Genomic DNA, 13,296 nt, shown 5'->3' on the forward strand with positions numbered 1-13,296 from the left:
GTTTTAATCGATCTAAAAGCAAAAGTGATGAAATCAATCAGTTTACATATAAAGAATATGGTTTGTCCCAGGTGCATTTTCGTCATAGAAAATGAATTGAAGGAGTTAGGAGCTAATGTGTTGAGCATTGAGTTGGGTCATGCCACCATCACTGCTCCGGTGTCACTGACTTTGCCCACAATTGAGTCAAGGCTGGAGCAATTCGGTTTCGAATTGCTGGAAAACAAAGAAGACATGCTGGTAGAGGAGATCAAGATTGCTATTGGTCACTACGCTCAACTGCAAGAGGAATCATCTACTGAGGTGACCCTGTCAGAATTTCTATCCAGAGAATTGGGCAAAAACTATAACTATCTCAGTAAGCTCTTTTCTAAACACGAGTCTCAGACAATAGAAAGACGTTTTATTGAGATTCGGATTGAAAGAGTGAAACAGCTTCTGGATTATGAAGAGCTCACGTTAAGTGAGATTGCCATTAAACTGGGTTATAGCAGTGTTCATTATTTATCCAACCAGTTCAAAAAGATTACGGGCCGTTCTGTATCTGAATACAAAGATCATGTCAAATCACTGCATCACCGGTACAGTTCATTGTCTCAGGCATTGAATGACTTAAAGTCTAAGGGGTTTGTTCATGATTTCAGTAGGGAAGACAGTCAATTGCACTGTCAACAACTAGGAACACTTTACGATCCAAGGAGTCTGAAGATGGAAGAAGTTTACAGGTTTAAAGAAGCCACCAGTCGACATGGTAAGTCAGCGGTCTTTGCCATTGATACAGGTAATAATGTTAAAGGTGTTTTGATTGAAAGCAATTTATGAACGTTTGAGGCAAAGCAAGTGCGGAATAGTGCATATCAAAAACAAAATTTTATACAGGGTTGGGTATCTACCGGCATAATTTGCTTAACAAAACTACGTCTCCCTGGTTTCAAACTGATTTGACCGGGGTTTGGCTGAAACAATAGAGCAACTTAACCAATAAGACTATGCAAAAAAGATTAATGATTTTTCTGTGCCTATCCTTCGTTGTGTTTTTTTCAACGAACGTTCAGGCGCAAAGGAGTGAGAAAAAAGCCGTGGAACAAGTATTGAAAGCTTACAAAGACGGTATTGAAAAATTAAGTACTGAAGGTCTTTCAGATCTTTTCACGAAGGATTCAGAGGTTTTTGAATCCGGGGGAGTCGAGGGCAATTTTACTCATTACCTTGAGCATCATTTAGGACCTGAGCTAGGTCATTTTAAATCCTTTGACTTCTCTGATCATAAAATTGAAACCAAAATTGATCTGCCCTACGCATTTACTACTGAAACCTATATATACACCATTGTTTTGGCAGAAGGGGATAGAACCATCCAACGTAAAGGAGTAGCCACTTCGGTGCTCAAAAAAATTGATGGGAATTGGAAAATTATGAAAACACATACCTCCGCCCGAAACGCTAAGTAACGGGACACGAATTGTCGTAGATAACTGATATTATGCAATTAGTACCTGAGTGGGCACCAAACATACATCCTTTGGTAGTCCACTTTCCCATCGCCTTGTTGTCACTAGCTGTGGTTGTTTCTTTGGTTGAAGTGTTTTTCAAACCAGAGTGGGTCAACCGCTCCAGGCTATGGTTGTATATCCTGGGCAGTCTTGGTTTGGTAGTGACTTTGCTCAGCGGCAGAGCAGCAGCGGATTCTGTCAGTCCACCCTTTAGCGCTGAAATGACCTTGAGCAGTCATTCCGACAGTGCTTACACCGCACTATGGTATTTCCTGGCTTTCACTCTCATTCAATTGGTCCTGCCCAGATTTATGAAGGTGGACAAAACCTGGGTTAGACTTGTCTATTTTTTGATTGCTTGTTTCGGTTTATATCTATTGATCACAACCGGAGAATTAGGTGCAAAACTGGTTTATAAATATGGAGTAGGAACTCCTTGATTAAATACGAAATAATAGAAAAGAACATGAGAAATAACCCCTTTACATATTTGTTAATGTTAATGATGGTCTTGTCGTTGGGTGCTTGCAGTCAGTCTGGAAAAGAAGCAAAAGAAACAGACAATACTGAAGTGCAGGCAAGAGGTCAGGAAGAATCTTCTGCCGATCATGATCATCATGCAGCAGCCTTGAGCAAAGAAGAAACTACCATTTGGAAACCCAGCGGAGAGGGAGAGGAATTGATTGGCAGGGATTTTCATTTTATCGCAGGTAATGTAGACCAAGTGAGACCTGAGGTATTGTTTGAAGGTGGAGAAGATATTTTGCAGTTGACTACAAAAGATGTTCGACAAGCTGCTTTCGTCTTTCACAATAAAATGGGCAATGTTGGTATTGCTGTGACACTCAAACGCTCGAATTTTGAAGGCAATCTGAAGATCATACATCATGCTCAAGACGGTAACACCTATGAGTTTGTCTCAATAGATGAGAAAGACATGAGCCTGGGCCGTTATGTTGAAGGTAAAGAAGATCTTTTTGATAGAAAAAAGTTTGAGGCTGATCAAAGTGATTGGATAACCATCAGGGTATCTGCGGCTGGCACCCATTTCAAAGGGTACCTGGGAGATGAAAATATAACCCATGGCCATGGGGATGAGTTAGAGGCAGGCTATGTAGGTATTATGCTTGAAGGTACTGGATCAGTCAGTATTAAATCGATTGAGGTTACACCTCTGGAAGCAGAATAGGACTTTTTCTTTTAAAAAATTATTCAAGTGGCTTGATATAAATTCACCTAAACACGAGGAGGGAGCAATATTACCGATGGTGGGTTATGCTCCCAGGGGAGTTGAGTAATCAACTCCCTTTTTTGTTAAAATATCATACATCATAAACATAATAATTACCCTGTTTTAGGGATCCTGAGCCTACTTTTAGACATGATCAAAAGCAAAATTTATCATGTCATTCACTAAGTTTTTTCACCTGATTGTGGCGATTTCTACACTGTCGCTACTAGCATTTACCAGCTCTAATCTGGATAATTCTGATGATCAAAATTCTACATGGAAAGCCCCGAAGGAAGCCGATGAATTAAAGAATCCTTTGGCGGAGAACGGGGCAGAACTCATAAAGGGCAAGAAACTTTATAATCAGATGTGCGCGGTTTGCCATGGAGCAAAAGGCAAGGGTGATGGAGTAGCTGGAGCAGCGCTCAACCCCAAACCTACGAACTTCACAATGGCAAATGTGCAGGCCCAAACAGATGGAGCCCTTTTCTGGAAGCTTTCGGAAGGCAGAACCCCTATGGCTTCTTACAAAAACACTTTGAAAGAGGATCAGCGATGGCAGCTGGTCAATTACCTCAGAACTTTTAAAAAATGATGATATGAAGCACTTTTTACTCCTACTTCTGGTGTTGATGAGTGGAACCATAGTAGCACAGACTACAGCTAGTTCCTTTTCACCAAAGCCAGGCAATAGCCGCTATATGATCAGAGGCTATGCCGATGCAAATTTTATTTCCGGTGAGGGGGAGACCTCTTTTGGAAACGCTAGGTTTGTTCCACTCTTTATCTATAAACAATCAGACCGCTTACTTTTTGAAGGGGAACTTGAGTTTGAAATTGAAGATGGTGAGGTAGAGATGGCCATTGAATACGCCAACTTCTACTATCAGCTTAGCCCTAACATAACCGTTAGAATGGGGAAGATTCTAGTACCATTTGGTACCTTTTTTGATCGCTTGCACCCCTCCTGGATCAACAAAATGCCCACGGTTCCTTTAGGTTATGGACACGATGGGATTTTGCCTACGTCAGATCTGGGGATAGAATTAAGGGGGGCAGGTTTTTTAGGAGGTATGAGAACGAACTATTCGCTTTACCTCACAAATGGCCCTAGAATAGAAGATGGCGAAGATGAGGCAGAAGAGGTGGGTATGATTGTGCCCGAATCGGATATTGACAATAATAAAAATAAGGCCGTTGGCGGTCGTTTTGGTCTATTCCCTTTTGCCGATCAATCACTTGAATTGGGTTTTTCCGCACAGTCCGCCAAGCTGGGAAACGAGGGCTCAGAACTGGAAGATGTAGGGGCCTTTTTATACGCCTTTGACTGGACATATGTAAAGAACATTTCTGCAATTGGAGGGCGGCTCGACATGAGAGGACAGTTGAATTTCGTGAATGTAGATAACCGTATCTATGAGGTAATTGAGGACGGAAATCTGGAAACCTTTGATTTTGATAATGAATCCAGAACCTCATTTTATCAGCTCGCCTATCGTCCAACATTTGGTAGTCAATTTCTTCAAAATTTAGAGTTGGTGGGAAGATATTCCCGTATGACAACCCCGGAAGAGGCCCCTTGGGAGTCGGAAAGCACCCAGTGGACGTTTGGTTTGAATTATTGGGTGGACTGGAGATCGGCCATAAAAATTGCCTTTCAATCTGATGAGGTCGAAGGAGGGCATGACAGCTCGGGATTGACTAAAACCGACCTGTTTTTTCTTCAATGGACCATAGGATTTTAATAGAATGATCATGAAAAGAAATAATATTTTACTGACGCTATCATTCATCATTTTCGCAGGCATGATGATCGTTGCCGGATGTGCAGCGCCTGCACATATTTCTGAAAAAAGCGGGGCACAGTTGTGGGGAGAGGCATGCGGACGCTGTCACAATACTGCCTCACCGAGTACATTCAGTGATGTTGATTGGGACATTGCCGTAAAGCATATGCAATTCAGGGCACAGATTTCAGAAGAAGAAGTTAATAAGATTGTCGAATTCTTGAAGTCGGCAAATTAATGGAGGCTTTAAGGTTGATTAGTAGAGTAACTGGTTTGGTGCTGGCATTTGCCAGCATCTCTCCGGTTAATGCTCAACAGGTTAACGGAGAAGCGATATATAATGGGTACTGTGTGGCCTGCCATAGTATTGGCAGTGGCAATTTGGTTGGGCCTGACCTCAGGGGAGTCAATAGCCGATATGACCAAGGCTGGTTGGTGAGCTTCATCAAATCCTCTCAAACTATGGTGGCCAACGGTGATGAAAAGGCCATCGCAGTATTCAACCAATTCAATAATATACCCATGCCCGACCAAGCATTGAGTGATGATGAGATCAAGGGATTATTGTCATTCATTGCTGTTCGTACTGAGACTCTGGACAAAGAAGAAAAAGCGGCCAATCAAGTGGCAGGACCAGTGGAGAAGCCCCCAGCCGACCCCGGACTTGCCCCGGCCGCCTCCAAACAACCAGACCCTTATTTACCCTTTATGTGGGTGATCGGAGGATTGTTTTTTGCCACCATTACACTACTCATTACTTTAATTATGGTACTACTCTACTTAAAACGATTGGTTTAATATCTCCAAGTCGCTTAATGAAAAGAAGTGATGAAATTTTAAAGATACTGTTATGAGTAAACATATGATATGGATGATTATAGGGTGTACACTCCCTCTATTGTTCCTCTTTTTTGCACCCGCTTTGGGTATTACGGGAGATTACTCATTGGTAATTTTCATCGTGGCCATGTTTGCGGTGCATTTGCTCATCCCTCATCATGGGGGACATGGGCATCAACATCAGAATGACGATTCATCAACCTCAAAAAATCAGGATCATGAACACCATAAACATTAGGAAGTTCGGTTTTGCATTTGGCCTTACTGGTGCACTGCTGTATTTAGGCTGCATTATTGTGATGTCATTGGCAGGACGAGAGGGTACGGTTCAGTTTTTCAATAGCCTTATTCATGGTATCGATACTGCAGCCATCATCAGAATGGAAATCCCTTGGTGGAAAGCCTTGATTGGCCTTGTTGAGACCTTTATCCTTGCCTGGCTGATTGGAGCGTGCATTGCAGGGTTTTATAACGTAGCCATGAAAAAGTGAACATGCAATATGTCTGGATCTCCTGGTCTACTATCATTTTAACCCTTTGGTTTGTCTTTGGTGCCTATTGGTCAGGCTTGTTCGAACACCTTTACTGGCAAAAATCAGAGAAAGTTAATCCTGAGACCTACAGCTATGGATGATCACTGCGCCATAGATGAACAGGTTTGCCTGCCTGACAATGAGTTACCAAGAGTAGTTGTGATAGGAGGAGGATTTGCCGGGCTGGCACTGGTGAAATCACTCAAAGCACTTGAGGTACAAGTGGTGCTGATTGATCGAAATAACTTCCACCAATTCCAACCGCTTTTATACCAGGTAGCTACCAGTAGCTTGGAACCGGATAGCATCGTTTTTCCTTTCCGGAAACAACTGATTGATTATAAAAACGTGATATTCCGCTATGCCGAAGTGCTGGAAATTCAGGCCTCAAAAAGCCGGGTAATTACCAACAAAGGGATTATAGATTATGATTACCTGGTGATAGCGACTGGTACCAGGACCAATTTCTACGGACTTGGAGAAATTGAGGCTTATGGTCTTGGTATGAAAAGTATTCAGGACTCTCTCAACATTCGTCATATGATGATCCAGAATCTGGAACAAGCGGCTATTACTTGCGATGATATGGAAAGAGATACACTCACCAATTTTGTCATTGTAGGAGGTGGGCCGGCTGGTGTAGAAATGGCTGGGGCTCTGGCTGAATTTAAAAAGTATATCCTGCCCAAAGATTATCCGGAATATAATGCAGATATCATGGACATTTATCTCCTGGAGGCTGCTGATAAGCTTTTAGGAGCCATGTCTGAAAAAGCCTCAAGTGAATCATTTAGGTACTTAACCAGGATGGGGGTTAAAGTCTTGTTCAATGAAGCAGTAGAACACTATGATGGATCAATTGTTTCGACCAGCGCTGGGACTGAATTACGAGCTCGCAATCTGATTTGGACGGCTGGCGTTGAAGGGGCCTTGCCGAGAGGTATTCGTAAGGATAGTTTCGTACATGGAAACAGGCTGCGTGTAAATGAAACCTTGAATGTTCACGGATATGCCAATGTATTCGCCATAGGTGATATAGCTTCAATGGCTACTGAGGACTCACCAAGAGGGCATCCACAAGTAGCTCAGGTAGCCTTACAGCAGGGTAAATACTTAGGTAAGGTAATGAAACATGTGATTTCGGGAAGGAATTATCAAAAACCATTTCGATATAAGGACAAAGGCTCATTAGCTACCATTGGTAAGAGAAGAGCCGTGGCAGATTTAGGAAAATTCAGATTTGCCGGATATCTGGCCTGGATACTGTGGTCGGTAGTTCACCTTTTTTCTATCAGCGGTTTCAGAAATAAGTTGATGGTTGGGCTTAATTGGGCCTGGAATTACATGACTTTTGACAAAGGGAATCGCTTAATCATCAGCCACTTTGAGCACAAAGCGGTGAAGGCCGAAGTAATAAAGGAGAAGATGGCAGATGAATGAACTAAAACTAAGTAAGAAATTCTTCAGCTTGATGGCCTGTTTGTTTGTAGTGGCCATTGGTTATGGTGTTTTGCTGCCCGTACTTCCTTATTTCATTGAAAGGCTCGCTGCAAACACAGCTTATCAAGGTGATATTTCTTTTCACTTCGGAATTCTTACGGCCATTTACCCAGTCACTCTGGTGTTTACAGCACCCTTTTGGGGCCGCATTTCAGACCGTGTTGGCCCCAGAGCATTGATCATATTTGGCTTGAGTGGTTTTGTACTCATGCAGCTCGGAATTGCATTTAGTTCAAGTTTAGCTATGCTCTATACCGCTCGAATTACCGGCAGTTTGCTCTCATCATTTCTGGTACCGGTCATCAATGCGCACATTGCCGATATGACCAACGAGGCACAGCGTACCAAAGCATTGGCTTGGTCGGGTACTGCTGTAAGTGCGGGCGTGATCATGGGCCCCGGACTGAGTGGCTATTTGATTGGAAGCGATCTGCATATACGTTTGGCAAAAATACATTGGCTCATTGAGCGATTTAGTTTGCCGTTCCTGGTACTGGCTCTCTTAGGCTTATCAGTGATGATAATCACCCTGCTTTTTTTGAAAAACAGTGAGCGAAGGCCGGCAGTACAAAGAAATAGAAAACCAATGCATTTGTTCCCGAAAGGCAAGTGGAAAAGCCTCAAGGATTTACTTATCATTTCATTGGTACTACAAGTTGGCATTACCCTATTCGAGACTGTTTTTGCACTATTCATTAAAGATTCAGCTGGCTTTTCGGTCACCTTTATCGGTACAAGCTTATTAGTCTGTGGCCTCGTGATGGCTTTATTCCAACCTGCCGTAGCCAGATGGGGTACTTTGTTCATCAAAGACCCCAAAAAACAAATGGCTTTAGGTATGCTCATAGCAGGTATGGTATTGCCAGTCTTTGCTGTGACACAGGTCAAGTGGATGATCTTGTTATTCATTGCATTATTTGGTCTGGGCTCTTCACTGGTAGTACCTAATTTGCTGGCTTTCATATCAAAGAAAGATCCTCAATCTTCCGGCTGGGCATTCGGTATGCAATCCTCATTCAGTGGCATTGGCCAAATGCTTGGACCTTTGGCAGGAACCGCATTGTATACCATCAATGGTCAAATTCCATTTATAATGGTAGGAGCATTTTTGTTGATCACCTCGTTAGTTCAATGGAAAAAACTATTGGCTGTGAGCGCATTAAAACCCACCAAACCACATGGAGCCTCATAGCCATATATACAATTATTTAAGCCCGTTTTTGGTCTGGCTCATTCTGTCAGCAGGTATAGGTGTCTTAAAAGGCAGTCATGATTTAAAGCGATTCCTAAAGATGGGCTACTCTACATAACAATTTTGTACTTCAGATAAATTATGAAAAAAACCAAAGTAGCAATAAACGGATACGGAGTTATAGGCAAACGGGTAGCTGATGCTGTGGCGCTACAAAATGACATGGAGTTAGTCGGGATTTGTGATATGGCTGCAGATTGGCGTATTAAAATGGCGGTAGGAAAGGGATTCCCAGTATTTGCTCTTTACGATGTATATAAACCAAAAATGATAGACTCAGGTATTCCGGTCAAAGGAAACCTTAAGGATTTGATAACACGGTCGGAGATCATCATCGATTGTACTCCGAAAGGAGCAGTTAAGAGGAATATTGGGCTGTATCAAAGTGCTGGGCTGAAGTTTATTCTTCAGGGTGGTGAGAAGCATGAGCTAACAGGTCACTCTTTCAGTGCGGAAAATAACTATACCTCTGCAATAGATAGAAGTTCTACACGGGTGGTCTCCTGTAATACCACTTCCATTCTTAGAACACTTACACCAATAAAAAATGCGGGCTTATTAAAAAGGGCCAGGGGTACTCTTTTGAGAAGAGCCACGGACCCCTGGGAGAGCCACTTAGGGGGAATAATGAACACCCTGGTTCCCGAAAAGGATATTCCCAGCCATCAGGGACCAGATGTACAAACGGTAGATTCGGATATTGATGTAATTACCACAGCAGTAAAAGTGCCTCAAACCTTAAGTCACTTACATTACTGGAATGTACAGCTAACCAGAAAAGCAGATAAACAAGAAATTCTGGATGCATTCAAAGAATCGACCCGAATCCAAATGATCCGGTATGAAGACGGACTATCAGCGAACAATGCCATTAAAGAGTGTATGATGGCCAAAGGCAGGCCTTACGGAGATATGTATGAGGTAGCCCTATGGGAGGATATGTTGAAAACAGAAGGAGATGAACTGTTTTATGCTTATGTGGTAGATAATCAGGCGATTGTTATTCCCGAAACCATCGATGCCATCCGTGCCCTCACGGGAATGGAAACTTCTGCCGAAATCTCCATTGAAAAGACCAATACAAGCCTTGGGATTCTTTGAAAGGAAAAAGATGTTTGACAACGAAATAAAAACTCTCAGCTCTCTTAATACCTATCTGAAAAAACTGGTAGAAGGCAGGCTTTGGCTAAAAGTGGTTATTGCCCTGTTTGCAGGTGTAGGTTTTGGCCTTCTGCTCAGCCCTCAAAACGGCTGGGTAGGTAATGAGACTGCGGATACACTGGGGAATTACCTGGCTCTGCCGGGAACGCTGTTTCTCAAGCTGGTACAAATGATTATGATCCCTCTGATCATTGCCTCCATTATAACCGGTATAGCCAGCAACAACAAAGAGAGTCTAAAAAAGCTTGGAGGAGGCGTACTCATATACTTCATTGCCACTACGAGCATATCGGTGGCAATAGGTGCTGGTTTGGCAATACTTTTTCAACCAGGGCGCTATCTTCATCAACAATCAGTGGCAGATCATCAGGTTGCTTCCGAAAACCAAGTTCCGGAAGCCTCATTTGGTTTGAATAGCATTCCTGACGCCATTTCTAACTTACTCCCTGAAAATCCGCTGGCCTCTATGGTCAGTGGAGAAATGCTGAGCATAGTCATATTTACAATTATCATAGGTGTTGCAGTTCTTTCGTTGCCACATGAATTATTGAGACCTGTCAAACTCTTATTAAGCGCTATTCAGGAGATTTGTATGACCGTAGTGAGATGGGCAATGTTGTTGGTGCCTGTTGCAGTGTTTGGTCTCATGGCCCAACTCACTTCCAGTGTTGGCCTGAGCTCACTAACCGGGCTCGGTTACTATGTTTTAGTTGTATTACTCGGCTTACTCATGCTGGTGATTATTTATCTTCTACTAGTGGGGCTTTTGTCAAAAGCCAACCCATTTCAATTCTTGAAAAAAATTATTGATGTCCAATTGTTGGCATTTTCTACCACCAGTTCAGCAGCCGTGATGCCCTTGTCACTTAAAACGGCAGAAGAGAAGCTGAATGTCGATAAAACCATAAGCAATTTTATCATTCCTATTGGTGCCACAGTCAATATGGATGGGACAGCACTGTACCAAACCATAACCACCCTTTTTATAGCACAAGCCTATGGCCTTGAAATGAGTCTCCTTAATATAATTATAGTGGTGATTACCATTGTAGCGGCCTCTATAGGTACACCGGCTATTCCAGGTGGTGGAGTGGTCATACTAGCCTCAGTTTTGGGCAATGCCGGTATCCCGGCAGAGGGGATCATCATCATCATTGGAGTGGAGAGGTTATTGGGAATGTTTCGTACAGCAGTAAATGTTACTGGTGATTTAGCCGCCTGCAAGGTGTTCAACAGATGGTATGCTTCAACTGAGACAAAGAATAGCAATGATACATGAGCTGGTAGGTCATATTGAAAACATTAAAGGTTATTTCCTGGAAGACAAGCGTATCATCAATTTTGTAGCCTATAGGCCAGGCAATACCGACTTGGAAATGATTGGTGAAAAAGTAGCTTTTTTGTCTCAAAATACTCAGGTGAAACCCGAGTCCCATGACAGCATTTGTGAAGCAATCATGCGGCTAGGCATAGATCAGATTATTTCTAAAGGGAATCCTTCACTAGTGACTAACATAGCTAAGGAAATATCCGAAAAGGAACAAATGACTGACTTTGCATCAAAATACTGTGCCGCTCATTGGCCTTATCACTATCCCCTTTTTAACAATCACTCAGTTAAGGTACTAGGGACAATTTGTGGAACAAGTCATGGGTTAACAGATTATGAGACCTATTGTCGACAGATGCATAGATTGAAGTCTGCCTATAAGATGCATGCTCTCAATTTTTTTGAAGTCAGCAAACTCTTTTGGATTTACCAGCACCATTTGACCGACTCTTTAAATTTAATTAATGACTGCTATGAACAACGCGATTCGAATGGGCCTGATGACCTTCATGTTTCTTTTAAATATTCAGGCATTGGCTCAAAAATCATATAAGTCAAAGGCGGGGCTACTTATTGCAAAGGCCGAGAATGACTATGTGATAACCAGTCATAGCTTTAAGCGGGTAACTGTTTCTCTTGATTACGATAAGGCTGAAGTAGAAATACGATTTATGCCTGAAGCCTCAGTCGAGGACAGTACTTTTTTTAGGGATGAGCCCATAGAATTGAAGGCGAGCCTGTCAATTCCCAGTATTAAGACACAGCCTCATCCGGATCAACGTTTTTTCACAAGGGGTAAATTGCATTATAAAAACAAGACATATACACTCCATGGGACTGGAGAACTGAAGCACCACCCCGGAGGAGAAACCTACACCTGCACTCTTATGTTACAGCTGAAACTCTCGAAATCGGAAAGCCTGTTGCTACCCGGAATAGGACAAGTTATAGAATTCCTTCTTCATCAAACCGTTCTTGACCGGGACTTTTGAGTATTGATTTTTTTAAAGTATCCGTGCTTGTAATAGCCCAATTGGGAGAGTCAAAATGAATCACAATTTCACACATTGAAGTCGGAATATTGTAAACATTCGATGGGGTCTTATTCTATCTTTATTTGTAAAATAAATGAACCAAAATCTGTTCGAAACGGTGCTTGAAAGACGTTTAACAGGTTTCCGGAGTGCTCAAAACACATTAACATGAAAAATATACTCGTCCCTACAGACTTTTCAGATTGCGCGCGAGTAGCCGAGCGAATTGGATTAGAAATAGCCAAAAAGGCAAATGCAGAGATACACTTTTTACACCTGATCAAGACTCCTGTTGATTGGGTTAAACTACCCTTAGAGAAAGAAGATCGTTACCCTAAAACCAAAGCGGAGATAGCTCATGCGGAAGTCGAACTTCACAAGCTTGCTAGTTTGGCTGAAGATTTGGGGCTGAAGACAAAGGTGTTTTTGGTATTCAACAAAGGCCGGGAGGAAATTGACCACCATATCTTGCAGCATAATCACGACTTTATTGTCATGGGTTCCCACGGTGCAGGAGGCCTGAGAAAGGTTGTTGGTTCCAATACACAGCGTGTGGTCAGAAACGCCCATTGCCCTGTGCTAGTCATTAAACCTGAGGTCAAGGAGTTCAGCGTAAAAAACATTGTATTTGCCTCCAGCTTTGAGGAGGATGTACACGCTCAATTTATGAAAGTGATTGAGTTTGCTGATTTAATGGGGGCCAATATCCATTTGCTCAATGTCAATATCCCAGATCACTTTGTATACACCGAAACTGCTGAGGCGAGGATGAAAGCATTTTTGGAGCAATGCCCCAGGGGTACCTGTTCCATCAATATCTATAATTCTTGGAGAGAGGAGGCCGGTATCAAGCAGTTTGCAGGCAAGATTGATGCTGATGTTATTTCACTGATAACTCATGGCAAGTCCGGCTTCCTTAAGATGCTGGAACCCGGTGTTTCAGAAAACCTAGTCAACCAATCAGAACTACCCGTATTGGTTGTGAACATTAAAGCTAAATGAAAAGAGTAAGGGAGTTGATAATCAGTAGTGCTGAGTTATTTGCCAATGAAATTGTGCTGAAACGGCAAGAGTTTACACAAGACAACGGAGCCTACTTCACAATGAGGTACTATAGCGCTAAATTATAACCAAA

General features: G+C 42.5%; 18 protein-coding genes. All 18 read left to right on the forward strand.

Annotation, left to right across the window (positions count from 1 at the left end; genetic code table 11):
- Window positions 1-27 precede the first annotated feature (27 nt).
- The 18 genes from BFP97_RS16605 to BFP97_RS20855 all read left to right on the forward strand — a co-directional run bounded on the left by BFP97_RS16605 (window position 28) and on the right by BFP97_RS20855 (window position 13,291).
- The gene (locus BFP97_RS16605) at window positions 28-822 is read left to right on the forward strand and encodes an AraC family transcriptional regulator (RefSeq protein ID WP_069843495.1); all 795 of its coding nucleotides are present in this window, start codon (window positions 28-30) and stop codon (window positions 820-822) included.
- A gap of 167 nt (window positions 823-989) precedes the next feature.
- A complete protein-coding gene (locus BFP97_RS16610) occupies window positions 990-1,451 on the forward strand; it encodes a YybH family protein (RefSeq protein ID WP_069843496.1) in 462 nt (153 codons plus the stop codon).
- Window positions 1,452-1,483: 32 nt separating this feature from the next.
- Window positions 1,484-1,933, forward strand: coding sequence for a DUF2231 domain-containing protein (locus BFP97_RS16615; RefSeq protein WP_069843497.1), 450 nt, complete (start codon window positions 1,484-1,486; stop codon window positions 1,931-1,933).
- Between the two features lie 26 nt (window positions 1,934-1,959).
- The gene (locus tag BFP97_RS16620; protein ID WP_139135343.1) at window positions 1,960-2,682 is read left to right on the forward strand and encodes a hypothetical protein; all 723 of its coding nucleotides are present in this window, start codon (window positions 1,960-1,962) and stop codon (window positions 2,680-2,682) included.
- 214 nt (window positions 2,683-2,896) lie between these two features.
- On the forward strand, window positions 2,897-3,319 hold the full coding sequence (locus BFP97_RS16625) for a c-type cytochrome (protein WP_069843499.1): 423 nt from the start codon (window positions 2,897-2,899) through the stop codon (window positions 3,317-3,319).
- 4 nt (window positions 3,320-3,323) lie between these two features.
- A complete protein-coding gene (locus BFP97_RS16630; RefSeq protein WP_069843500.1) occupies window positions 3,324-4,469 on the forward strand; it encodes a hypothetical protein in 1,146 nt (381 codons plus the stop codon).
- A 10-nt stretch (window positions 4,470-4,479) separates the two neighbouring features.
- Complete coding sequence (locus BFP97_RS16635; RefSeq protein WP_069844365.1) at window positions 4,480-4,749, forward strand: c-type cytochrome; 270 nt, start codon at window positions 4,480-4,482, stop codon at window positions 4,747-4,749.
- Window positions 4,749-5,309 carry a c-type cytochrome gene (locus BFP97_RS16640; RefSeq protein WP_069843501.1) on the forward strand — a complete coding sequence of 187 codons (561 nt, stop codon included), beginning with the start codon at window positions 4,749-4,751 and terminating at the stop codon, window positions 5,307-5,309. Before BFP97_RS16635 ends, BFP97_RS16640 begins: the two co-directional genes overlap by 1 nt.
- 52 nt (window positions 5,310-5,361) lie before the next feature.
- On the forward strand, window positions 5,362-5,589 hold the full coding sequence (locus BFP97_RS20810) for a hypothetical protein (protein ID WP_083262629.1): 228 nt from the start codon (window positions 5,362-5,364) through the stop codon (window positions 5,587-5,589).
- A complete protein-coding gene (locus tag BFP97_RS16645) occupies window positions 5,570-5,842 on the forward strand; it encodes a DUF5676 family membrane protein (protein ID WP_069844366.1) in 273 nt (90 codons plus the stop codon). Before BFP97_RS20810 ends, BFP97_RS16645 begins: the two co-directional genes overlap by 20 nt.
- Before the next feature lie 135 nt (window positions 5,843-5,977).
- The gene (locus BFP97_RS16650; RefSeq protein WP_069843502.1) at window positions 5,978-7,324 is read left to right on the forward strand and encodes an NAD(P)/FAD-dependent oxidoreductase; all 1,347 of its coding nucleotides are present in this window, start codon (window positions 5,978-5,980) and stop codon (window positions 7,322-7,324) included.
- Window positions 7,317-8,576, forward strand: a complete 1,260-nt coding sequence (locus BFP97_RS16655) for an MFS transporter (RefSeq protein WP_069843503.1) — start codon at window positions 7,317-7,319, stop codon at window positions 8,574-8,576. Before BFP97_RS16650 ends, BFP97_RS16655 begins: the two co-directional genes overlap by 8 nt.
- A gap of 141 nt (window positions 8,577-8,717) precedes the next feature.
- Window positions 8,718-9,737, forward strand: coding sequence for a type II glyceraldehyde-3-phosphate dehydrogenase (locus tag BFP97_RS16660; RefSeq protein WP_069843504.1), 1,020 nt, complete (start codon window positions 8,718-8,720; stop codon window positions 9,735-9,737).
- Window positions 9,738-9,747: 10 nt separating this feature from the next.
- Window positions 9,748-11,076, forward strand: a complete 1,329-nt coding sequence (locus BFP97_RS16665) for a dicarboxylate/amino acid:cation symporter (RefSeq protein WP_069843505.1) — start codon at window positions 9,748-9,750, stop codon at window positions 11,074-11,076.
- Window positions 11,039-11,680 carry a hypothetical protein gene (locus tag BFP97_RS20780; RefSeq protein WP_170827494.1) on the forward strand — a complete coding sequence of 214 codons (642 nt, stop codon included), beginning with the start codon at window positions 11,039-11,041 and terminating at the stop codon, window positions 11,678-11,680. Before BFP97_RS16665 ends, BFP97_RS20780 begins: the two co-directional genes overlap by 38 nt.
- Window positions 11,661-12,119 carry a hypothetical protein gene (locus BFP97_RS16675; protein ID WP_170827495.1) on the forward strand — a complete coding sequence of 153 codons (459 nt, stop codon included), beginning with the start codon at window positions 11,661-11,663 and terminating at the stop codon, window positions 12,117-12,119. The genes BFP97_RS20780 and BFP97_RS16675 overlap by 20 nt, the downstream gene beginning before the upstream one ends.
- Window positions 12,120-12,329: 210 nt before the next feature.
- Window positions 12,330-13,163 carry a universal stress protein gene (locus BFP97_RS16680; protein ID WP_069843508.1) on the forward strand — a complete coding sequence of 278 codons (834 nt, stop codon included), beginning with the start codon at window positions 12,330-12,332 and terminating at the stop codon, window positions 13,161-13,163.
- A complete protein-coding gene (locus BFP97_RS20855; RefSeq protein WP_255399479.1) occupies window positions 13,160-13,291 on the forward strand; it encodes a hypothetical protein in 132 nt (43 codons plus the stop codon). The genes BFP97_RS16680 and BFP97_RS20855 overlap by 4 nt, the downstream gene beginning before the upstream one ends.
- The last annotated feature ends 5 nt before the right edge of the window (window positions 13,292-13,296 follow it).

The sequence above is a fragment of the Roseivirga sp. 4D4 genome (genome assembly GCF_001747095.1).
Taxonomy (GTDB): domain Bacteria; phylum Bacteroidota; class Bacteroidia; order Cytophagales; family Cyclobacteriaceae; genus Roseivirga.